This window comes from Mesorhizobium sp. CA5, assembly GCF_020165105.1.
Classification (GTDB): Bacteria; Pseudomonadota; Alphaproteobacteria; order Rhizobiales; family Rhizobiaceae; genus Mesorhizobium.
Map to the genome: position 1 here is coordinate 54,226 of NZ_JAIUHJ010000003.1, position 22,477 is coordinate 76,702.

Annotated in this window: 21 protein-coding genes; 14 read left to right on the forward strand and 7 right to left on the reverse strand. The window is 63.8% G+C overall.

The features are described from left to right. The first annotated feature begins 117 nt into the window (after nucleotides 1–117). Genes LB529_RS05110 through LB529_RS05140 form a run of 7 tightly spaced genes read left to right on the forward strand, consistent with a single transcriptional unit; the run spans nucleotide 118 to nucleotide 8,235 of the window. A complete protein-coding gene (locus LB529_RS05110; RefSeq protein ID WP_140841135.1) occupies nucleotides 118–1,632 on the forward strand; it encodes a leucyl aminopeptidase in 1,515 nt (504 codons plus the stop codon). A 38-nt stretch (nucleotides 1,633–1,670) separates the two neighbouring features. Then, nucleotides 1,671–2,588 (forward strand): proline iminopeptidase-family hydrolase, encoded by a 918-nt coding sequence (locus LB529_RS05115; RefSeq protein WP_095765263.1) that lies wholly within the window; start codon nucleotides 1,671–1,673, stop codon nucleotides 2,586–2,588. 4 nt (nucleotides 2,589–2,592) lie between these two features. Continuing rightward, nucleotides 2,593–4,254, forward strand: a complete 1,662-nt coding sequence (locus LB529_RS05120; protein WP_224710439.1) for an ABC transporter substrate-binding protein — start codon at nucleotides 2,593–2,595, stop codon at nucleotides 4,252–4,254. A 60-nt stretch (nucleotides 4,255–4,314) separates the two neighbouring features. After that, the gene (locus LB529_RS05125) at nucleotides 4,315–5,310 is read left to right on the forward strand and encodes an ABC transporter permease (RefSeq protein WP_224532057.1); all 996 of its coding nucleotides are present in this window, start codon (nucleotides 4,315–4,317) and stop codon (nucleotides 5,308–5,310) included. Then, nucleotides 5,310–6,281, forward strand: coding sequence for an ABC transporter permease (locus LB529_RS05130; protein ID WP_095765266.1), 972 nt, complete (start codon nucleotides 5,310–5,312; stop codon nucleotides 6,279–6,281). Before LB529_RS05125 ends, LB529_RS05130 begins: the two co-directional genes overlap by 1 nt. Next, a complete protein-coding gene (locus LB529_RS05135; RefSeq protein ID WP_224706546.1) occupies nucleotides 6,278–7,237 on the forward strand; it encodes an ABC transporter ATP-binding protein in 960 nt (319 codons plus the stop codon). The genes LB529_RS05130 and LB529_RS05135 overlap by 4 nt, the downstream gene beginning before the upstream one ends. An 8-nt stretch (nucleotides 7,238–7,245) precedes the next feature. Beyond that, a complete protein-coding gene (locus LB529_RS05140; RefSeq protein WP_224710440.1) occupies nucleotides 7,246–8,235 on the forward strand; it encodes an ABC transporter ATP-binding protein in 990 nt (329 codons plus the stop codon). 48 nt (nucleotides 8,236–8,283) lie between these two features. On the opposite strand, the gene LB529_RS05145 is transcribed toward LB529_RS05140, so the two are convergent. The 4 genes from LB529_RS05145 to LB529_RS05160 form a co-directional block, all read right to left on the reverse strand. Further along, nucleotides 8,284–8,838, reverse strand: a complete 555-nt coding sequence (locus tag LB529_RS05145) for a hypothetical protein (protein ID WP_176476910.1) — start codon at nucleotides 8,836–8,838, stop codon at nucleotides 8,284–8,286. Between the two features lie 99 nt (nucleotides 8,839–8,937). After that, a complete protein-coding gene (locus tag LB529_RS05150; RefSeq protein WP_224710441.1) occupies nucleotides 8,938–10,017 on the reverse strand; it encodes a YcjF family protein in 1,080 nt (359 codons plus the stop codon). Beyond that, nucleotides 10,014–11,486 (reverse strand): YcjX family protein, encoded by a 1,473-nt coding sequence (locus tag LB529_RS05155; RefSeq protein WP_224710442.1) that lies wholly within the window; start codon nucleotides 11,484–11,486, stop codon nucleotides 10,014–10,016. Before LB529_RS05155 ends, LB529_RS05150 begins: the two co-directional genes overlap by 4 nt. A 63-nt stretch (nucleotides 11,487–11,549) precedes the next feature. Continuing rightward, nucleotides 11,550–12,053, reverse strand: a complete 504-nt coding sequence (locus LB529_RS05160) for a SixA phosphatase family protein (protein ID WP_095765607.1) — start codon at nucleotides 12,051–12,053, stop codon at nucleotides 11,550–11,552. A 245-nt stretch (nucleotides 12,054–12,298) separates the two neighbouring features. On the opposite strand from LB529_RS05160, the gene dksA reads away from it, so the two are divergent. Then, nucleotides 12,299–12,715: an RNA polymerase-binding protein DksA gene (dksA, locus tag LB529_RS05165; RefSeq protein WP_095765270.1), complete on the forward strand. Its 417-nt coding sequence runs from the start codon at nucleotides 12,299–12,301 to the stop codon at nucleotides 12,713–12,715. A gap of 116 nt (nucleotides 12,716–12,831) precedes the next feature. Here dksA and LB529_RS05170 read toward each other — a convergent pair whose 3' ends face one another. Then, on the reverse strand, nucleotides 12,832–13,548 hold the full coding sequence (locus tag LB529_RS05170; protein ID WP_224602465.1) for a flagellar biosynthetic protein FliO: 717 nt from the start codon (nucleotides 13,546–13,548) through the stop codon (nucleotides 12,832–12,834). Nucleotides 13,549–13,759: 211 nt separating this feature from the next. On the opposite strand from LB529_RS05170, the gene cckA reads away from it, so the two are divergent. Further along, nucleotides 13,760–16,345 carry a cell cycle histidine kinase CckA gene (cckA, locus tag LB529_RS05175; RefSeq protein ID WP_140841155.1) on the forward strand — a complete coding sequence of 862 codons (2,586 nt, stop codon included), beginning with the start codon at nucleotides 13,760–13,762 and terminating at the stop codon, nucleotides 16,343–16,345. Nucleotides 16,346–16,449: 104 nt separating this feature from the next. Continuing rightward, the gene (locus LB529_RS05180; protein ID WP_224710443.1) at nucleotides 16,450–17,160 is read left to right on the forward strand and encodes a DeoD-type purine-nucleoside phosphorylase; all 711 of its coding nucleotides are present in this window, start codon (nucleotides 16,450–16,452) and stop codon (nucleotides 17,158–17,160) included. On the opposite strand, the gene LB529_RS05185 is transcribed toward LB529_RS05180, so the two are convergent. Beyond that, on the reverse strand, nucleotides 17,157–17,462 hold the full coding sequence (locus tag LB529_RS05185) for a ribbon-helix-helix domain-containing protein (protein ID WP_224532021.1): 306 nt from the start codon (nucleotides 17,460–17,462) through the stop codon (nucleotides 17,157–17,159). The genes LB529_RS05180 and LB529_RS05185 overlap by 4 nt on opposite strands. 239 nt (nucleotides 17,463–17,701) lie before the next feature. Here LB529_RS05185 and LB529_RS05190 point away from each other — a divergent pair, with 239 nt between their 5' ends. From LB529_RS05190 to LB529_RS05200, 3 genes are all read left to right on the forward strand, one after another. Beyond that, the gene (locus LB529_RS05190; RefSeq protein ID WP_224532020.1) at nucleotides 17,702–18,097 is read left to right on the forward strand and encodes a VOC family protein; all 396 of its coding nucleotides are present in this window, start codon (nucleotides 17,702–17,704) and stop codon (nucleotides 18,095–18,097) included. Nucleotides 18,098–18,172: 75 nt separating this feature from the next. Continuing rightward, nucleotides 18,173–18,721, forward strand: coding sequence for a gluconate 2-dehydrogenase subunit 3 family protein (locus tag LB529_RS05195; protein WP_224710444.1), 549 nt, complete (start codon nucleotides 18,173–18,175; stop codon nucleotides 18,719–18,721). 48 nt (nucleotides 18,722–18,769) lie between these two features. Next, on the forward strand, nucleotides 18,770–20,341 hold the full coding sequence (locus LB529_RS05200; protein ID WP_224710445.1) for a GMC family oxidoreductase: 1,572 nt from the start codon (nucleotides 18,770–18,772) through the stop codon (nucleotides 20,339–20,341). A gap of 58 nt (nucleotides 20,342–20,399) precedes the next feature. On the opposite strand, the gene LB529_RS05205 is transcribed toward LB529_RS05200, so the two are convergent. Continuing rightward, entirely contained in the window at nucleotides 20,400–20,789 is a 390-nt protein-coding gene (locus tag LB529_RS05205; RefSeq protein WP_224710446.1) for a hypothetical protein, read from the reverse strand. A gap of 307 nt (nucleotides 20,790–21,096) precedes the next feature. Between LB529_RS05205 and urtA the strand changes: the two genes are divergently transcribed. Beyond that, nucleotides 21,097–22,407: an urea ABC transporter substrate-binding protein gene (urtA, locus tag LB529_RS05210; protein ID WP_224710447.1), complete on the forward strand. Its 1,311-nt coding sequence runs from the start codon at nucleotides 21,097–21,099 to the stop codon at nucleotides 22,405–22,407. Nucleotides 22,408–22,477 lie beyond the last annotated feature (70 nt).

Sequence of the window (22,477 nt, forward strand, 5' to 3'; positions counted from 1 at the left end):
CCATTCCACCAGCGGCGGAAACCGGTATGACCGGCTTCCGCCGGGGACCGGCGAAGCTTTGCGTATGACGCCAGCTGAGCCTCGGCGGGGCGCCCCAGAATGGGAGAATGAGCTTCTATGCCTCAGTCGCCGGCGCCGGTCTTTGAAGCGGCGGAGGAGATTTCCGCGGAAACCTCGGTCGTCGTGATCCTGCAAACCGCTCAAAACGGTTTTGGGCTCCGGGCAGCGGCGCTCGATGCTGAAATGGACGGGATCTTGTCCCGCGCGTGTTCCGAGCCGGCCGCGCTTGAGGAGTCCGGCGCCTGCGTCGATGTCATCGCGCCGAAGGCGATGTCGACCCGCCGCGTGGTGGTGCTGGCCTTGGGCAAGGCCGAGGCCGTAACCCAGCTTTCGCTGGCGCGGGCCGGCGGTTTGCTTGCGGCGCATCTGGAAGGCAAGGGCGAATGCGCGGCCACCCTGATGCTGGACCCGCTCGCAGGTGTCGACCTGCCCGCAGCGGAAATCCTGGCGCGGGTCGCGCTCGGCATGCGGCTGCGGCGCTATCGTTTCGACCTGCGCAACCGGCGTCAGGGAGCAGGCGCCGACCGCACTTTGCGGGTGCAATTGATCGGCGCGGCCGGTCCGGAGCTGAAGGCGGCGCTGATACGGGTCAATGCCATCGCGGACGGCGTCGAATATGCGCGCACGCTGGTCAACTTGCCGCCGAACCACCTCCATCCCGACAATTTCCACGATCATCTGGAGCCGCTGCGCGAGGCCGGCATCGATGTCGAGATTCTCGACACGGCGCGGCTGAAGGAGCTCGGCATGAATGCGATCCTGGCCGTCGGCTCCGGCTCGGCGCGACCGCCGCGCGTCGCGGTCCTGCGCTATCGCGGCAAGGGCGCTCCCGCGCAGCCGCTGGCCTTCGTCGGCAAGGGCGTCTGCTTCGATTCTGGTGGTCTGTGCATAAAGCGCGGCGGGCAGATGTTCGATATGAAGGCCGATATGGGCGGCGCGGCCGCCGTGGTCGGCCTGCTGATCGCGCTCGCCCGGCAAGGCAGCCCGGTGCATGCCGTCGGCGTGCTCGGCATTGCCGAGAACATGCCGTCCGGCACCGCGCTCAAGCCGCGCGATATCGTCACGACCGCGTCGGGCCAGACCGTGGAAGTGTTCGACACGGATGCGGAAGGCCGGCTCATCCTGGCCGACTGCCTCTATTATGCCGCTTCGCGCTTCAATCCCTCGGTGATCGTCGATCTGGCGACGCTGACCTATTCGGTGATGCGGGGCCTCGGCTCGGTCTTCGCCGGACTTTTCAGCACCGACGACACCATCGCCTCGCGCATGATCGCGGCGGGGGAAAAGGTCGGCGAGCGGTTCTGGCAACTGCCGCTCGACCGGGCCTATGACGAGGGGCTGCAATCGCCTTTCGCCGACATCCGTCACCACGCCAAGGACATGGAAGACGGCGATGCGCCCTATGCCGCGGCCTTCCTGCGCAATTTCACCGAGGACCGCCCGTGGGTGCATCTCGACATAGCCGGCAAGGAAATGGCCGACAAGGACCGGCCGCTGGGCCGGGAAGGCGCCACGGCCTTCGGCGTGCAGATGCTGGAAGAGTGGGTGCAGTCCGGCCGGACGGCGAACTAGGCGACAGCGAGATGTCTTCAACCACGCAGGGAGCCGGGATGCCGTCCGAGATCGTCAGCAAGGAAGGGCGGGCCGGGTTCGGCGCCTATGAAACCTGGTACCGGGTCAGCGGCGCGCTCGATGCCGGCAAGGCCCCAGTCGTGATCCTGCATGGCGGGCCGGGTGCTGCCCATAATTACGTCGATGCCTATAAGCTTCTTGCCCGAGGCGGCCGCGCCGTCATCCACTACGATCAGTTGGGCTGCGGCAATTCCACCTTGCTGCCGGAAAAGGGCGCCGACTTCTGGACGCCCCAACTCTTCATCGACGAGCTGGAAAACCTCGTCGACCATCTCGGCATCCGTGGCGGCTTCCATGTGCTGGGTCAAAGCTGGGGCGGCATGCTGGGCGCCGAATATGGCGTGACCAGGCCGAAGGGCCTGAAGTCGCTGACCATCGCCAACTCGCCGGCATCCATGAAGCTTTGGGTCGAGGAGGCCAACCGGCTGCGCGCCGACCTGCCCAGGGACGTGCAGGAGACGCTGACGAAGCACGAGCAGGCCGGCACGACGGACGATCCGGCCTACCAGGAAGCGACGATGCGGTTCTACGAACGGCATGTCTGCCGGGTCGTGCCGTTCCCGCCCGAGGTGACGGAAACCTTCGCCCAGATCGTGCGCAATCCGACCGTCTACAATGTGATGAACGGCCCGAACGAATTCCACGTTATCGGCACGCTGAAGAGCTGGAGCGTCATCGACCGCCTGCCGGCCATCGAGGTTCCGACACTCCTCATCTCCGGCCGGCACGACGAAGCCACACCCGCGACCGTGCAGCCCTTCAAGGACGGCATCAAGGGATCGCGCTGGCAGATATTCGAGCATTCCAGCCACATGCCGCATGTCGAGGAGCAGGAACTCTGCATGCGTGTGGTGGGAGACTTCCTGGACGACAACGACAACAGAAAAGGGGAATGACGACATGAAGAAACTGCTTTTGGCGGCGTCGGCCGCCGCATTGCTGGCCGGCTCGTGGCTGGCTCCGGCACAGGCCGAATATCTCAAGGAGCACCGCGGCGGCACCATTCGCCTTCTCGCCCGATCGGCGGCCGGAACGCTCGATCCGCATATCAACTACACGGACCAGGGCTGGCAGATGTACCAGCCGATCTATGACGGCCTGGTCGCCTTCCGCAAAGCCGAGGGCGTCGACGGCTTTTCCATCGTTCCCGATCTCGCCGAGGCGCTGCCCACGGTCAGCAATGACGGCAAGACCTTCACCTTCAAGCTGCGCAAGGGCATCAAGTTCTCCAACGGCCAGGATCTTGGCGTGAAGGACGTCGTCGCCTCCTTCCAGCGCATCTTCAAGATTTCCGGGCCGACCTCGGGCACCTTCTATGCCGGCATCGTTGGCGCCGACAAATGCCTGGCCGACACCAAGAGCTGCACGCTGGAAGGCGGTGTCGTCGCCGACGAGACGGCCGGCACGATCACCCTCAATCTCACCAAGCCGGACGCCGAGATCCTCTACAAGCTTGCCTTGCCGCATGCCGTGATCCTGCCGGCGGACACGCCGGCGGAAGATATGGGCTCCAAGCCGATCCCCAGCACCGGCCCGTACATGATCTCGGCCTTCGATCCGAACAAGGGCATGACGGTTTCCCGCAACCCCAATTTCAAGCAGTGGAGCGAGGAAGCCCAGCCGGACGGCTATCCGGACGTCGTGCAGTATGATTTCGGCCTGTCGGAAGAGGCGGCCGTGACGGCGATCCAGAATGGCGAAGCCGACTGGATGTTCGACGCGCTGCCCAGCGACCGCCTCGGCGAGCTCGGCAGCAAGTCCATGGACCAGCTGCACATCTCGCCGCTTTCGGCCTGGTGGTACGCACCGCTTAACACCCGCATGGCGCCATTCGACAATGAAAAGGCCCGCCAGGCCGTCGCTTATGCGGTCGATCGCAACACGCTGGTCAAGCTGTTCGGCGGCAAGGTGCTGGCTTCGCCGGTCTGCCAGGTCCTGCCGCCGGACTTCCCCGGACATGAGGACTATTGCCCCTTCACCAAGAACCCGGGCGCCAAATGGTCGGCTCCTGATGTCGAGAAGGCCAAGCAACTCGTCGAGCAATCGGGCACCAAGGGCCAGAAGGTGACCATCATTGTCGAGGACACCGCCATCTCGCGGTCGATCGGGGTCTATCTGCAGAGCGTGCTGACCAACATCGGCTACGTCGCCGACGTCAAGCCGATCTCGTCCAACCTGCAGTTCACCTATATCCAGAACACCAACAACAAAGTGCAGATGTCCGTCACCCAGTGGTACAAGGACTATCCGGCAGCGTCGGACTTCCTGAACATCCTGTTCAGCTGCGCTTCCTATCGCGAAGGTTCGGACGCCTCGATCAACATTTCCGGCTTCTGCGACAAGGATATCGACGCCCAGATGCAGAAGGCGCTGGACCTCGGCGTGACCGATCAGAAGGCGGCCGACAAATTGTGGGCGGCGATCGACAAGCAGGTCACCGACAAGGCGCCGGCGGTCGGGCTGTTCACGCCGAAGCGGCTTGATTTCGTCAGCAAGCGCATCGGCAATTTCAAGTTCAACCCGCAGTTCAACTGGATTATCACCCAGTCCTGGGTGCAGTAAGGGGCCTGGGTCCCGTAACGAACCGCGGAATCACATATCGTGTCCAGCCAAGTCGCCGCCATGCCGCGCAAGACGCGAGGGCCTTGGGCCGTCGCGTTTGCGAGGCTGGCAACGGACAGGGCCGCCATGGCGTCCCTGGCTGTGTTCCTCATCATCGTTCTCGCCTGTTTCAGCGCGCCGCTTTATGCAAAATGGGCGGGCACGGACCCGTTCGCCTCGACGCTCGACGCCGTCATCCAGATCGACGGCGCCGACGTTCCGGTGATGGAACAGTCGACCGAGGGACTGGGGCTTGGCTACACGCCGATCGGTCCGACCTGGCGGCTCGGCAATTATTTCCTCGGCGCCGACAGCCAGGGGCGCGACGTCATGGCAAGGTTGCTCTATGGCGGCCTGAACTCGCTTTTGATCTCCGGTGCAGCCACCATCTTCACGCTGATCGTCGGCACGATGGCAGGACTGATCGCGGGTTACTTCGGCGGCATCACCGACACGGTGCTGTCGCGCTTGCTCGACGTGCTCTGGGCGTTCCCGATCTATCTGCTGGCGATCTCGCTATCCATCGTCACCATCGCGCAAGGCATCGCGATCGGACCGATCGAGATCCAATCAGGTAGCCTATGGCTGCCGATCATCATCATAGGCATCGTCTATATACCCTATGTGGCGCGGCCGATCCGCGGCCAGGTCCTGGCGCTGCGCCACAGCGAGTTCGTGTTCGCCGCGATCAATCTCGGCGTGCCGGGCTGGCGCATCCTGTGGCGCGACATCCTGCCCAACATCACCACCACCCTCATCGTGTTCGTGCCGCTGATGATGGCGCTGAACATGCTGACGGAATCGGCGCTGTCGTTCCTGTCGATCGGCGTGCAGCCGCCGGCCGCGAGCTGGGGCACCATCATCCAGGACGGGCAGGCGCTGCTCTACACAAGGCCACTGGTGGCGCTGGTGCCCGGTCTGGCGATCGCCGTTTCCGTCATGGCGCTCAACGTCTTCGGCGACGGCCTGCGCGATGCGCTCGACCCGCGCTCCAAGGTCCGGCTGGGGCGCGACTGATGTTTTATGCGATCCTTCGCCGTTTCGGTCAGATGCTGTTCGTGATGTTCGGCATCTCGGTCATCGTCTTCCTGATCTTCTTCGCCACGCCCGGCGCCGATCCCGCGGCGCGCATCGCCGGCCGCAACGCTTCGCCGGAAGTGCTGGCCGCGGTTCGCCACAGCTTCGGCTTCGACCAGCCGCTCTACGTGCAATACACGCGCATGATGGAGAAGATCTTCGTCACCGGCGACCTGACCTCCTTCGTCAACCGCGGCTGGAAGGTTGTGCCGGCCGTCATGGATTCCATCCCCGTCACGCTTTCGCTGGTGTTCGGCGCCGCGGTCCTGTGGGTGGTCGTCTCCATCATCATCGGCATCGTCGCCGCGGCCACCCGAGACAGCTGGCTGGACAAGCTTTTGATGGCGCTGGGCCTGCTCGGCATTTCCATGCCGGTCTACTGGCTGGGCGAGGTGATGAACCTAATGACCCAGAGCCGCTATCACGACAGCTGGGCATTCTCCTGGGTGCCGCCGCTTGGCTATAAGAATTTTTCCGACGATCCCAAGGGCTGGTTCCTGACGCTGGTCATCCCATGGATCACGCTGGCCATCCTCTATATCGGCATTTACGGGCGCGTGCTGCGCGCGGCCATCATCGAATCCATGCAGGAAGATTATATCCGCACCGCCCGGGCCAAGGGCCTGTCGGAGACCCGCATCCTGTTTCGCCATGCGCTGCGCACCTCGCTCATCGCCTTCGTCACCCTGTTCGGCCTCGACTTCGGCGCGCTGGTGGGCGGCTCGGCCTTGCTGACCGAAGTCGTGTTCGGCCTGCATGGCATCGGCAAGCTCACCTATGACGCGCTGCAGAATCTCGATCTGCCGATGATCATGGCGACGGTCATGTATGCGTCCATGTTCGTGGTGATCGCCAACGCGGTCGTCGATTTCGTCTACATCCTTCTCGATCCGCGCCTGAGGGCATCATGATATTGTCGGTGCGCGATCTCAAAGTGTCCTTCCGCACCCATGACGGGCCGGTACGGGCCATCGACGGCGTTTCCTTCGATCTCGAGGAAAGCGAGATCCTCGGCGTCGTCGGCGAATCCGGCTCCGGCAAGACGGTGTCGCTGCTTGCCGTGATGGGGCTTATCACCGACCCGAACGCCACCATCGAAGGCTCGATCCGTTACAAAGGCCGCGAATTGGTGGGCCTGCCGCCGCGCGAGCTTCGTCGTTTGCGCGGCAACGAGATCGCCATGATCTTCCAGGACCCGATGACGGCGCTGACGCCGGTCTACACCATCGGCTGGCAGATCGCCGAGCAGATCCGGGCGCATCGCGGTGTTAGCAAGTCCAAGGCGATGGAGCGCGTCGAGCAGCTGCTGGCGGAGGTGAACTTCCCCAACCCGCACGAGGCGATGTCGCGCTATCCGCACCAGCTTTCCGGCGGCATGCGGCAGCGGGCGGTGATCGCGATGGCCTTGTCCTGCGATCCGGCGCTGCTGGTGGCCGACGAGCCGACCACCGCGCTCGACGTCACCGTGCAGGCCGGCATTCTCGACCTCGTGCGCAAATTGCGGGCGAAGCACAAGTCGGCGGTGGTCTTCATAACGCACGACATGGGCGTGGTCTCCGAGCTCGCCGACCGAGTGATGGTCATGTATGCCGGCCGCGTTGTCGAGCGCGGCACCCGCACTGAGCTGTTTTCCGATCCGCGACACCCTTACACGCGCGCGCTGCTCGGCTCGATCCCGCCGCTGACCGGCCAGAAACCGCGCCGCCTGCCTGCGATCCCCGGTTCGCCGCCTTCCTTGCTGCGGCTGCCGCAAGGCTGCGCCTTCGGCCCGCGCTGTCCGGTCCGCTACGAGCCTTGCGAGGCTGGCAAGCCAGGTCTCGGCGCGAGCGCGCACGCCGCCGCGTGCTTTCGGGTGGCGCAGGCATGAGCGAGTTGATGACAAACACAGACCGACCGATCCTCGAGACGCGTTCGCTGGCAAAACGCTTTTCGATCGGCAGCCGCTTTTCCGCCGAGGGCAGGCGGACGGTCCATGCGGTGGACAACGTCTCGCTGAGCGTGCGGCGCGGCGAGACTGTCGGCCTTGTCGGCGAATCCGGATGCGGCAAGTCCACGCTGGCGCGCTGCCTGGTTCGGCTCTACGACATCACCGACGGCAAACTTCTGTTCGAAGGCGACGACATCACCTCGAAATCGCTATCCGAGCTCAGGCCGCTGCGGCGGCGTTTGCAAATGGTCTTCCAGGATCCCTCGGCCTCGCTCAATCCGCGCCGGCGCGTCGGCGATCTCGTCGCCGAGCCGCTGCGCATCCACGGCAAGGTTTCGGCACGTGAGATCACCGCGCGGGTGGCGGAGCTGTTTGAGCTGGTCGGGCTGTTGCCGGACCATATGATGCGCTATCCGCACGAATTCTCCGGCGGGCAGCGCCAGCGCGTCGGCATCGCCCGGGCGATCGCGCTGAATCCCGACCTTGTCGTGCTGGACGAGCCGGTCTCCGCGCTCGACGTGTCGGTGCAGGCCCAGATCGTCAACCTGCTCGCCGATCTGCAGGAGAAGCTGAAGCTCACCTATATCTTCATCGCCCACGATCTCTCTGTGGTGCGTCAGGTCTCGACGCGCATCGCGGTCATGTATCTCGGCTCTATCGTCGAGGAGGGCCCGGCGGAAGAGATCTTTGGGACACCCGCCCATCCCTACAGCCAGGCACTGATCTCGGCGGTTCCCATCGTCGAGACGACGCGTGCGGGCGCGCGCAAGCGCATCATCCTCACCGGCGACGTGCCGAGCCCGCTGGAGCCTCCGTCCGGATGCCGCTTCCATCCGCGATGCCCGATCGCGGCGGACCGGTGCCGTTCCGAGCGGCCGGAACTGAAGGAATATCGTCCGGGCCGCAAAGTGGCCTGCCACTTCCCGACTTTGACCTGAACCGTCTTGTAACGGATGGCGGACGCGGACTGCGGGAACCGCGCCGGATCAGTTCTTGGCGATGGCGCCGACTTCGACCGAATCGACCCGCTTCAGGCTCATGCCGATCACCGGCACCAGCTGATTGTCGACGCGCACGGCCACCGTCACGGTCATCGAATTGCCGTCGGGGACACGCGCCTGCATGACGCCGTTCAACTGCTTGCGGTTGATGGTGAAAACGACCTTCTGAGCGTCGACGACATTGCCGCCGACAATGTCCATGCCGCTTTCGGTCGAGCCGCCCATGAAGGTGCCCCGATAGCCGTCGCGGCCCTTGCGCTCGACGCTGGCCGACATCTTTTGCGTGAACACGCCGACCCTGCAGCCGCCGTCAAGCGTCATGCCGAGCTTGCTGGCGGGCGTCGAGCCATTGAAATCGCAAGTGAATTTGGTGCCTTTGTACTTGCCGGCGATGATCTCGCCGGGGCCGACCCATCTGCCTTCGACGGAGCGGAAAAACTGCTTGTCCGGCTCTGCGCCAAGGGCCTTTTCGACGAGGCCGAGCGGCGCGACGATCGCAATGGCGGCAGGCAGGACGCAGGACAGGATCACGCTTCTCATCGACGACACCCGGCACGAAAGAGTCTATTCTTGGGACCGGACCGACCATGCAGAAGATTGGTTAATGCTTCGTCACCCGCGATGGGTCGCGCATTTACCTTATCGGTCGTCCTGGCCGTTCTTTCGTGCCGCGAACGACGTCAGCGCCGAGAGGAAATCGCCGAGGCCCGGGCGCTTCACGGCGATGAACGGCAAGGGGCGTGCCGTTTCCATCGCCGCGATGCCGATGCGCGCCGTCATCATGCCGTTGACGACGCCTTCGCCGAGTTTTGCCGAGAGTTTTGCGGCAAGCCCATGGCCGACGATCTGCTGCACGAAACTGTCGCCAACCGCGATCGAGCCGGTCACCGCCAGATGCGCGAGCACGCCGCGCGCCAGCCGGAAGAAGCCGAGCGTGCCTGGGCGGCCGCCATAGAGCTCGGACAGGCGCCGGATCAGCCGCCCGGCCTCGAACACGACATAGGCAATGGCGACCAGCGCGCGCGGGCTGACCGCCGTTATGAGGGACACGCGTTTCGCCGCCTCCAGAATCATGACTTTGGCGCGGGCATCGAGAGGCGACAGGATCTCGGTCTCGGCCAGCCGCACCAGATTGGCGCCATCGATGATCTCGCCACGCAATTCGGCCAGCGAACGGCGGCCGGCGGCGGTCTCGGGTTTTGCGGCGACGAAAGCCGAGAGCTCGTCGACCAAGGCGCGCGCCGCCTTGGGGTCGTCGCGCGCCACGGCATCCAGGGCCCGTTTCTGCATCTTTTCGACTTCGGCAAGGCGGGCGATGGCGAGGAATTCGCGGATCAGGATGACGATCAGCGAGAGCAGCGCGATCGCCGCCATGCCGGCCGCCAGCCAGCCGAGCCATTCGGCGCGCGCGAACAGGTCACGGATCAGCTGGTCGGCCCAAAGGCCGACCGCCAGGGTGACGAGCACGCCGAGAGCGCCGAAGAACAGCCGGGAAAGCAGCGAACGCTTTCTCGGCGCCGTCGCCGGCGGCGGAACCGCGGCCTCGATATCCGGCTCGTCGAAGACGTCGACTTCCGAGGGGATCACGACCGCTACATCGGCCCTCGCACGTGGTCTGCGCGCCGGCGGCTCCTTGGCGGCGCTATTTCGCTGTGGTTGCGGCGGCGCTTCGGTCTCAGGCTCGATGCGGAAGGCCGCCGGTTTGCGGGGCGCGGTCATGCCAGATGATCTCCGATCAGGAACTGCAGCGCTCGGTCGAGCCGGATATGCGGCAAGGACAGCGTGACGCCTTCGGCGGTGCGTTCAAGCTTCGGCGGGCGGAAACGCACGAAGCGGATCGCCGGTTCGGCGCTGTCCGCCGGCGATCCGGAAACGTCGAACACCGCGTTGACCTTTTCCGGCAAATCGCCCGGGAAAATGGCGGTTTCGGCCTTTCCGTCGAATGTCTCGCCGTTGATCGTCTCGCTTTTCAGCGGCGTGCCGATGATGACGGGGAGCGTCTCTCGCCCCTGCTTCACCGTGCCTACGCGGGTCGAGCGAACCGCTGCCATGGCGACGACATCGACGGCGGCGCCGCTGAAATTCGCCCGCGCGACGGCCCGGTCGGTCAGCCGGCGCACGATCGCTTGCAGCCGGTCATGGCTTTCGTGGTGCAAATGGTCCGCCTTGGTCGCGGCCACCAGGATGCGGTCGATGCGGCGCGAGAAGAAGTCGGTCAGGAAATTGCCCCGTCCGGGCCGGAAGCAGGACAGGATCTCGGTCACCGCGCGCTCCAGATCGGCCATGGCGGCCGGGCCGGCATTGAGCGCCTGCATGGCGTCGATCAGCACGATCTGCCGGTCGAGGCGGGCGATGTGCTCGCGAAAGAACGGTTTGACGACATGCGTCTTATAGGCCTCGTAGCGGCGCTCCATCATCGCCCGCAGCGATCCGGAGCGCGGCCGGCCTTGCGACAGCGTCATCAGCGGCGCGAAGGTGAGCGCCGGCGAGCCTTCGAGATCGCCCGGCATCAGGAAACGGCCTGGCGGCAGCGTCGACAGCGCGCGGTCGTCGAGCTTGCACGCATTGAGATAGGCGGCAAAGCTTTCGGCCAATCGCCGGGCGGTCATCTCGTCGGCTTCGGCATCGGGATCGATGGTGGAGGCCAACTCACGCCAGGCCTGCGACAGGTCGCAGCGGACGGGCAGGGCGGCCAACTCGACCGCCTCGCGCGAAAAATCGGCGAAGGATTTGCCGAGCAGCGGCAGGTCGAGCAGCCATTCGCCGGGATAGTCGACGATGTCGACAGATAGTTTTCCGGCTGAAAACAAGCGGTTCCAGCCGGAAGCCGACTCATATTCGATGGTGAGCCGGAGCTCGGAGATAGCGCGGGTCGAGTCCGGCCAGACGCGCTCGTTCACCAAAGCCGCGACATGGTCTTCATATTGGAAACGCGGAACGGCATCGTCCGGCTGCTCCTCGAGGAAGGCGCGGGCGATGCGGCCGGATTTCTGCGCCTCGAACAGCGGCAGGCGACCGCCATGAATGAGATTGTGGACGAGGGCGGAGATGAACACCGTCTTGCCGGCGCGCGACAGGCCGGTGACGCCAAGGCGCATTGACGGAGAGAAGAGCCCGGCGGCGCGGCCCGACAACGTGTCGAGCGCAATCCTCGCCTCGTCGGTAAAACTGGTCAGCGATGATGCCAAATCAGGTCTCTGGTTGCGCGTCAGCGCCCGATATAGGCCCTGCACCGCGCGTTTGAAATGGCCTCAGAGGTCGGCCGGCGTGAGAAAAGCTTCGAGATAGCCATTGCCCTGGGCCGCTTCGGCAAGGTTGCCGGGAAAGCGAACCACGGCAAGGCCGGAGGTCGGAAAACCGTGATTCATCATGCCGCGCGCCGTCTGCTCGCCATTTCCGGACACCGCCATGGCCAGATCTTCGGTCATGGGGTTGTGGCCGATCACCAGAAGCTGGCCGGCGTCCCGATTTTTGCGGATGATCTCCAGATAGCCGGCCGCATCCTCGCTGTAGAGCGTGTCGAAGAACAGCACCCGGCCGGTGTCGGTGCGCCCCGCCAGGCCTTCCAGCGTCTGCCTGGCCCGCTTGGCGCTGGAGCAAAGAGTGACGTCCGGCACATAGTTGCGGGCCCGCATGGCCTCTCCGATCGCTTCGGCATCGGCCATGCCCGATTCGTCGAGCGGGCGGTCGAAATCGCGCATGCCGGGCAGCGCCCAGCCGGCTTTGGCATGCCGCAACAGATAAAGTCTGCTCAACCGGACCCCCATGGCCTGCCTTCGTGACAAAGCGCGATTAGTCACCAGAACGATGTCATGCACAATGGTCGGCCCGCAACTGCAACGAATCAGGTGCGAATTCGTTTTCTGCCGTTGAACAACATTGTTGCCGGAGTTGCCGATGCAAGACTAACAATTGCGTGAAACTGTTGCCGATAGCGCTTGTGCAGGCTCTTTTCCCCGAATATATAGGCGCCAAATTTTGGGGTTGTTGGGTGAGTCGAATGAACGATATCGTTACCGCCAATTACGTACCCTCCGAAGACGAGCCGTTCATGAACGAACGGCAAAAATCGTACTTCCGTCAAAAGCTTATCACCTGGAAGAACGACATTCTGCGCGAAGCGCGCGAAACCCTAGAAATCCTGCAGCAGGAAAACGCCAATCATCCCGACCTAGCCGATCGCGCCTCTTCCGAAACCGATCGTGCCATCGAATTGCGCGCCCGCGATCGCCAACGCAAGCTCATCTCGAAAATCGACTCCGCGCTCCAGCGTATCGACGAAGGCACCTACGGCTATTGCGAGGAGACCGGGGAGCCGATCGCGCTGAAGCGGCTCGATGCGCGTCCGATCGCGACGTTGTCGATCGAAGCCCAGGAGCGCCATGAACGCCGCGAGAAGGTCTATCGCGACGACTGACGCGATCCGACAGGCAGGAACATCAAAAATGGCCGGAATTCCGGCCATTTTTGTTTTCAGCGCCCCATTATCTTTGCCGACAAAGGCGCGAAAGGCTCGTTTGCGCCGGTGGCCGGTCAGCGCTTGTGGCTACCCAACTCGCCAAGCAGCTTGGTCATCTCGTCATCGAGCGAAGGCTTGGCCGCCGGCTTGCTGGGTGCCGGCTGGGAATGCGTCTCGTCGAGAGAGGTCTCGAGCTCGTGCATCAGCGTGTCGTCGATGGAATCGTTTGAGGGCGGCGGCGTGGATCGGGTGCTGCCGTTCGTCGTTCCGTAGCTCGGCAGCGGCATAACCTTCGCCGTCGGCTGGCTCGGCGCCGCCGGCTTGGGCGCGGGTGTGGGCGCCGGCGCGCGCGGACGTGCGACGGCAGGCTGGGCGGCAGGCGGCGGCGCCGGCCGGGCGGGAGAGGGTGCGGGCGCCGGTTGCGGCGCGCGCGGCCGCGCGGCGGCGGTTGTCTGCTGCTGACCGGCGTCGCCCGTCAATGCCGGGCGGCGCAGCGCCGCCAGCCTGATGTCGCGCTCGACCACGACATCGGTCGGCCCGCCGATCAGGATCAGATGCTCGATGTCGTCGCGGCGCACCAGGACAAGCCGGCGATGGCTGTCGACAGCGGTAGCATCCATCACGGCAAGCCGCGTCTTGCGGTTCCTGCCGCCGGCGACGAAGGTGCCGAACGTCAGGTTGCGGACCACCTTGATGGCGAGCAGGACGACAACCAGCATGATGAGAGCCGCTACCGTCCACAGGATTGCAGCGACATAACCCGGGCCCGCTACATTATCCAGCCACTGCATCGGTGCACCCCAATCGCCATCTTTGAAGTCAGGGAACACTAGACCGTTGGGACCAGCGACCGCAAGTTCACATCACCCATCGTGAACAGTTTGAAACATGAATCGTTGATTTTATCGGACATTTGCCGCCGAGGCCTTTTCCGCTACAGGAGAATGTGATTCAACCGGCCGTCCGTGCCCATCGGACACCGGAATCACGAGCAGGGGGAACATGGCCAAGGAAGCGCGCGGCGATTTCTATCCGGTACCGATCGTCGACCAGAACACGCGTCCGGGCGCCGTCACCAGGCTCATCGTCTTCATCGTCGTCTTGACCGGCGCCGCGATCGTCTTCGGACTTTTCCGCGAGCGCCTCGGCGATCCTTTCCTGCTCGGCATGCTCGGCGTGCTCGCCATGATCGGCGTCGGCTTCCTGTTCGCGACCGCGATCGGCTTCGTGCAGATCGCACCGCGTTCAACCGGCGACGAATTGTCAAAAGCCTTCGTTGACTCCATGTCGCAGGGCCTGCTGGTCACCGACACAAAGGGCCGCGTCGTCTACGCCAATCGCGCCTATGCAGACATGACGGGTGCTGCCTCGGCCGCCGATCTCAAGACCGTCGAAGGGCTGTTGTCGGATGTCCCGGAGGCCTCGATGACAATCTACCGGCTGGCGTCGGGCCTGCGCGACGGCCAGGCCGGCGACGGCGAGTTCCGGCTGGCGCAGTCGATCAAACCAGGCGCTGAGCCGGGCGCGCGATGGTACCGCGCTCGCGCTCGCGCCTTCAGCATGCCCGGGCAAAGGCTGCCGATGCTGGCCTGGCAGCTGGCCGACATCTCGCAGGAACGGGCGGAGCAGGAGCGTTTCTTCCTCGACCTGCAGAAAGCCATAGACCATCTGGACCATGCCCCGGCCGGATTCTTCTCGGCCGACCAGGAAGGCCGCGTCACCTATATCAACGCCACGCTCGCCGAGTGGCTGGGCATCGACCTTGCCTCCTTCACGCCGGGCGCCATCACGCTGCCGGAAATCATCGCCGGCGACGGCATGGCGCTGGTCCGTTCTGTCAAGGCCGATCCGGGCACCACACGCAACGCCGTCATCGACCTCGACCTCACCACGATGAGCGGCCAGGCGCTGCCGGTGCGCTTCATGCACCGGGTTTCAGCAAGCCGCGAAGGCGTGAACGGCCCGACCCGCACGATCGTGCTCAACCGCACCCAGGGCGAGGACGCTTCCGCGGAGCTGCGGGCCTCCGAGGTTCGCTTCACCCGCTTCTTCAACTCGACGCCGATGGCCATTGCCGGCGTCGATGCGAACGGACGCATCCTGCGCACCAACGCGCCGTTCCTGCAGCTGTTTTCGTCCGTGGTCGACCGCGACGCCGTCGACCGGCGGGTGCGCTTCGAAACGATCGTTCACGAACGCGACCGGCCGGCATTCGCCGCCGCCTTCGAGAAGGCGCGGCAGCGGCAGGCCAATATCGAGCCGATCGATTCCGTCCTGCCCGGCAATGAGGAGCGCCACATCCGCTTCTACGTCAATGCCGTCGCCGACAGCGCGGGCAGCGAAGGCGCCGAGGAGGCGGCGATCGTCTACGCGGTCGAGACCACCGAGCAGAAGGCGCTCGAGGGCCAGATGGCGCAGAGCCAGAAGATGCAGGCAGTCGGCCAGCTCGCCGGCGGTATCGCGCACGACTTCAACAACGTGCTGACCGCCATCATCATGGCGTCCGACCTTCTCTTGACCAACCACCGGCCGTCGGACCCGTCCTTCCCCGACATCATGAACATCAAGCAGAACGCCAACCGGGCGGCCTCGCTCGTGCGGCAATTGCTCGCCTTCTCGCGCAAGCAGACGCTGCGGCCGGAAGTGCTCAACCTGACCGATGTTCTGGCCGATCTCAGGATGCTGCTCGCGCGCCTCGTCGGCAACGACATTAAGCTGAAGATCGACCACGGCCGCGACCTGTGGCCGGTCAAGGTCGATATCGGCCAGTTCGAGCAGGTGGTGGTCAATCTCGCCGTCAATGCGCGCGATGCCATGCCGAGCGGCGGCGATCTCACCGTGCGCACCCGCAACGTCACCGCCGACGAGTGCAAATCCTTCGCCTACCGCGAATTGACGCCGGCCGACTATGTGCTCGTCGACGTCGAGGACACCGGCAGCGGCATTGAGCCAGAGGTGCTGAAAAAGATCTTCGAGCCCTTCTTCACAACCAAAGAAGTGGGCAAGGGCACCGGCCTCGGCCTGTCCATGGTCTACGGCATCATCAAGCAGACCGGCGGCTTCATCTTCTGCGATTCCGAAGTCGGCAAGGGCACGGTGTTCCGTATCTTCCTGCCGCGCCACATCGCCGAGGTGAAGAAGCAGGCCGAGCCTGGCGAGGCGCCATCGACAGCGGCGACTGCTCCGGCCAAGACCGCCGATACCGCAAAAGATCTTTCCGGCTCCGCCACGGTGCTTCTGGTCGAGGACGAAGATGCCGTGCGCATGGGCGGCGTCAGGGCGCTGACCTCGCGCGGCTATACCGTGCACGAGGCGTCGTCCGGCGTCGAGGCGCTTGAAGTGTTCGAGGCGCTCGGCGGCAAGGTCGATATCGTCGTGTCCGACGTGGTGATGCCGGAGATGGACGGGCCGACATTGCTCGGCGAGCTGCGCAAACGCCAGCCGGACATCAAGTTCGTGTTCGTTTCGGGCTATGCCGAGGACGCGTTTGCGAAGAACCTGCCGGCCGAGGCGCATTTCGGTTTCCTGCCGAAACCGTTTTCGCTCAAGCAACTGGCGACGATCGTCAAGGACGTGCTGGAATCCTAGGGCGTTCAGCGCTTCCTTGGATTGCTCTAAATAAGCCAGAGCTTGCGCATTGCGGCAGTCCTGCCATGATGGTCGCCGGATGGGTCTATCAGGGGTGGTAGCGCGTGACGCCGCATATCGAGGCGGGCCGGGGGGACTATGCCGAAACGGTGCTGTTGCCGGGCGATCCCGAGCGCGCGCAATGGATGGCGGAGATGTTTCTCGAGGCGCCGCGCTGCGTGAACCGCCGAAGGGGCGCGCTGGGCTTCACCGGCCGGTTCCGCGGCAAGCCGGTCAGCATCCAGGCGACCGGGATAGGGGCGCCGTCTTTCCTGATTTATGCCTTTGAGCTGATGGAGTATTACGGTGTCAAAACGCTGATCCGCACCGGCACATGCGGCGGCTTGTCGGAAAACGTGCCTTTGCGCGGCGTCGTCATCTCCAGCGAGGTGCGGGCCGAGAGTGCAATCAGCGGGCAAGTGTTCGGGCTTTACCAGCCGGCGGGGCCGGACCCGGCGCTGCATGCGCGGGTGCTGCAATGCGCCGCCGATCTCGGTATCGCCTGCAGCGCCGGACTGACGATCTGCAGCGACGTCTTCCACCATCCCGATGGCCGCGCTCGGTTTGACGAGCCGATGGCGCTGGGGGCGTTGGCCGTCGATATGGAAACCAGCGCGCTCTATCGGATTGCGGCACAGTTCGGCGCTCGAGCGCTGTCGCTGCTGACCGTCGTCGACCATGTCGCCACCGGCGAGCTGATCGACGATTCGGAGCGCCAGGCGCTTTTCACCGACATGACCCGGCTGGCGCTCGAAGTCGCAGTTGAGAGCAGTTAGGCGGCTTCCTGCTTCAATGCAGCCTGGTCTTCGGCGCTGGGCCGATGGCCGCGCAAATAGAGCGCGCAGGTCGTGCGCAGCATGGAAGCGAAGTTCGGGATCTCGCCGTTGATCTCGATCGCCTCGTCATAGAGCTTCGAGATGAATTTCGGCGTCGTCAGTCCCTGGCTGTCGGCGATCTCGTCAAGAAGACCCCAGAATGTCGCTTCGAGCTGGATGCTGGTCGAATGGCCGTCGATGCGGATCGACCTGTTGATCTGCCGGTAGCCTTCCGGGTCCTGCCCGGCGAAGACTCTGCACATCGGTACCTCCCGTTGTTGTTTGTCTTGGGCGCCGATTCAGTTGGCTGGCGCCTTTTTGAACACTGCCTGCGTTGGTCATTTTCGATCCGATAGCCGCCGACGGCAATCGGACTTTCGTCCTTAAAATTGGAGCGACACTAGCCGTTTTCCTGCTCCACGCGTGGTAATCGGCTGCCACCACCATTTTTCGCCGGCGCGCATAATCGGCTTCGAAAGCATGAGAGCTCACGGAGTCCGATTTGGCGAAGACGATCCATTCCATGATCAGGGTTCTCGACGAAGCGCGCTCCGTCGACTTCTACAACAAAGCCTTCGGCCTCGAGGTCGCCCAGCGGCTCGATTTCGAGACCTTCACGCTCGTCTATCTCAGCAATGAGAGTTCGCCTTTCGAGGTGGAGCTGACCGTGAACAAGGGACGTACCGAGCCCTACGCGCTTGGCGACGGCTACGGCCATCTCGCCGTCTCGGTCGCCGATCTCGACAGCGAGCACGACCGGATCGGCGCGCTCGGTCTCAACCCGAAGAAGATCGTCGAGTTCAATCACGACGGGGCGCTGATCGCCCGCTTCTTCTTCATCGAGGATCCCGACGGCTACAAGATCGAGGTCCTGCAGCGGGGAGGGCGCTTCCAATAGGGGATACGCCGCGGAGAGGCGCGGCGCCAGCAACGGCACTCTCAGGGGTGCGAACAGCAAGCAGGGAGGAAAATCATGGTTACAGTCTACGAGAAGAAACCGGGTTACGAGAGGAAAGCCGGACTATCCAGGCGCGAGCTTCTGAAACGTGGCGGCGCGGGCGCGCTGCTCATCATCTCCGGCAGAGCCGTCATCAGCCCTGAACACGCCTGGGGTCTCGAAACCTCGGCACTGAAGCCCGAAACGATGGCGACGCTGATCCAGGTGGCGCGCGACATCTACCCGCATGACCAGGTGCCGGACAAATATTACGCCATTGCCGTCAAGGGCCATGACGAGACGGCCGCCAAGGACCCTGCCCACAAGGAGCTGATCGAGAAAGGCATTGCCGAGCTCGATAAGAAGGCTGGCAAGGGCGGCTATCGCGGGCTTGGCTGGGAAGAGCAGCGGGTGGCGCTCCTCACCGGTATCGAGAAGACGCCGTTCTTCCAGGCGGTGCGCGGCGGGCTTGTCGTCAGCCTCTATAACCAGAAGGAGGTGTGGCCGATCTTCGGTTACGAAGGCGAGTCCTACTCCAAGGGCGGCTACATCGCGCGCGGCTTCAACGACATCGAGTGGCTCTGAGCCGCTCTTTCACGAACCGCTTTTCGACAGATTTCATGGGAGGAAACCATGGCAGCACAATTTGATCTGAACAATGACGGCGTGGTCGTCATCATCGGCTCGGGCGCGGGCGGCGGCACGCTCGGCAACGAGCTCGCCCAGAAAGGCATCGACGTCGTCATCCTCGAGGCGGGCGCACGCCATGAATATGAGGACTTCATCAACGACGAATGGGAGTCGTTCGCCCAGCTCGCCTGGAAGGACAAGCGCACCACTTCGGGCGACTGGCGCGTGGCCAAGGATTTCCCGAACTTGCCGGCCTGGATCGTCAAGTCGGTCGGCGGCTCGACCACGCACTGGGCGGGCGCCTCGCTGCGCTTCCAGGAGCACGAGTTCAAGGCGGCCACGACCTACGGCAAGGTCAAGGGCGCCAACCTCCTCGACTGGCCGGTGACGCTGGCCGAGATGGCACCCTATTACGCCAAGGCCGAAGCCAAGATGGGTGTCACCGGCACCAACAATTGGCCGCGGCTGCCGGGCAACAACAATTTCAAGGTGCTCAAGGCCGGCGCCGACAAGCTCGGCTACAAGGAATGCCACACCGGCAACATGGCCATCAATTCGGTGGAGCGCGACGACCGCAATTCCTGCCAGCAGACCGGCTTCTGCTTCCAGGGCTGCAAATGGGGCGCCAAATGGTCGACGCTCTACACCGAGATCCCGAAGGGCGAGGCGACCGGGCATCTGGAGGTGCGGCCGAACTCGATGGTAATCAAGATCAATCATGACGCTTCAGGCAAGGTGACCGGCGTCGTCTATGCCGACAAGGACGGCAAGCTGCAGGAGCAGAAAGCCCGCATCGTCGCCGTCGCCGGCAATTCGATCGAGAGCCCGCGCCTGCTGCTCAACTCGGAATCATCGAAATTCCCGCACGGGCTCGCCAACTCGTCGGGACAGGTGGGCAAGAACTACATGCGCCACACCACCGGCTCGGTCTATGCCATCTTCGACAAGCCGGTGCATATGTACCGCGGCACCACCATGGCCGGCATCATCCGCGACGAGGCGCGCCACGATCCGTCGCGGGGCTTCGTCGGCGGCTATGAGATGGAGACGCTGTCGCTCGGCCTGCCATTCATGGCGGCCTTTCTCAACCCCGGCGGCTGGGGCCGCTCCTTCACCACGGCGCTCGACCATTACGACCATATGGCGGGCCTGTGGATCGTCGGCGAGGATATGCCGCGCGAAGAGAACCGCATCACGCTGCACAAGGACGAGAAGGACGAGCACGGCATGCCGATCGCCGACGTCCATTTCGATGACCATCCGAACGACGAGGCCATGCGCAACCATGCCTACAGCCAAGGCCAGGCGCTCTACGCCGCGGTCGGCGCGACGCGGACCTTCCCGACGCCGCCTTATCCTTCGACCCACAATCTCGGCACCAACCGGATGAGCGAAAAGCCGGAGGACGGCGTCGTCAACAAGCACGGCCAGTCGCACGATATCAAGAACCTGTTCATCTCAGACGGCAGCCAGTTCACCACGGGTGCGGCGGAGAACCCGACGCTGACCATCGTGACGCTGGCGATCCGTCAGGCTGACTACATCGCCGCCCAGATGTCGGCGAAAACGATCTGACCTCCCGACTGCCTGCTGGCGCGGGACCCAAACGGGTTCCGCGCCTTTTTTATGCGGGCTATCTTTTGGTGCAGGTCGAGGCTGTGAAGGCGCCGTCCTGCTGTTTCATGATGATGTCGAACGAGGGACCGCTCGGGTCATCCAAGGTCGCCTGGGTCATCGAGACCGAATTGCCGCCGCTGGTGTAGCCGCCGAGCGGACCGAGCCAGGTGATCTCGCCATTGGGATTCATCTGGTAATCGTAAGGCGGCGGCGCGGCGCCGAAGGTCACCGGGCCGCTATAGAGGCTGCCCTTGATGGTGATGTCGCCCAGGTTGAGGAACAGGCCGAGCAGGTAGACCTCGCAGTGATAGACGCCGTCCGGCAGCTTGCCTTCGGCAAAATCGGCGCGGGCGCCGCCGGCGGCGGACACAAGAAGCAGGAAAGCCGGGATTGTTCGCAGGGCCATGACGTCGCTCGTTTGCACGGCGACCTTGCCCCATTTCGCCATGAGCCCGCAACAGGGCCGACAAAGCTATCCTTGCCTTTGTGGTGAAATCATAGGCATTTTCACAATTTGGGCAAAATCTAGGCAGAGGTGCGTAAACTTTTCTCAATCCTGCCGCGTTGCAGTCGAGGCGACAGTTGCGCGGCTATCATGTAACCGACTGTAATCACTGCATTATCGCGAAAACCAGTTCAGCGCATTCCTATCTGGCACGTCGCTTGCACCGCTAATATTGCGATGCAAAACAACCAGCTTGGGAGCGTGTCATATGAGGGGTAACTTCGCGAAAATAACAAAAATCCTGTCCGCCGGCGTCGTCGCGGCTGGTCTGCTGGCTTCAACTTCCGCCAAGGCGGCTGAAGACACGATCAAGGTCGGTATTCTCCATTCGCTGTCGGGGACCATGGCAATTTCGGAGACGACGCTGAAAGACGTCATGCTGATGCTGATCGACGAGCAAAACGCCAAGGGCGGCCTGCTCGGCAAGAAACTGGAAGCCGTGGTGGTCGATCCGGCGTCCAACTGGCCGCTCTTCGCCGAAAAGGCGCGCGAGCTGATCTCGAAGGACAAGGTCGCGGCCGTGTTCGGCTGCTGGACCTCGGTGTCGCGCAAATCGGTGCTACCGGTGTTCTCGGAACTCGACAATATCCTCTTCTATCCCGTCCAGTATGAGGGCGAGGAGAGCGAGCGCAACGTCTTCTACACCGGTGCGGCGCCGAACCAGCAGGCCATTCCGGCCGTCGATTACCTGATGAGCGCCGACGGCGGCTCGGTGAAGCGCTGGGTGCTTGAAGGCACCGACTATGTCTATCCGCGCACCACCAACAAGATCCTCGAAGCCTATCTCAAGTCGAAGGGCGTGCCGGCCGAGGACATCATGGTCAACTACACGCCGTTCGGCTTCTCCGACTGGCAGACCGAGGTCTCGGCGATCAAGAAATTCGGCTCGGCCGGCAAGAAGACGGCCGTGGTGTCGACCGTCAACGGCGACGCCAACGTGCCGTTCTACAAGGAGCTCGGCAACCAGGGCGTCAAGGCCGAGGACATTCCGGTCATGGCCTTCTCGGTCGGCGAGGAAGAATTGGCCGGTCTCGACACCGGGCCGCTGGTCGGCCATCTCGCCGCCTGGAACTACTTCGAAAGCATCGACACGCCGGCGAACAAGAAGTTCATCGACGACTGGCACAAGTTCATCAAGAACGACAAGCGCACCACCAACGACCCGATGGAAGCCCACTATATCGGCTTCAACATGTGGGTGAAGGCGGTGGAGAAGGCCGGCACCACCGATCCGGACAAGGTCATCGACGCCATGGTCGGCGTTTCGGTGCCGAACCTGACCGGCGGCTATTCGACGATGATGCCCAACCACCACATCACCAAGCCGGTGCTGATCGGCGAGATCCAGGCCGACGGCCAGTTCGAGACCGTTTCGCAAACGCCCGGCCTCGTCATGGGCGACGAATGGTCCGACTACCTGCCGGATTCCAAGGACCTGATCTCCGATTGGCGCGCGCCTCTGTCCTGCGGCAACTTCAACGTCGCCACCGGAAAGTGCGGCGGCAAGGGCACCAACTAATCCCGGTCCGTGATCCCAGGTCTGTCGGATCGCGGAGTGGCCCCGCGATCCGAGACCGCCGCCCGGGCAG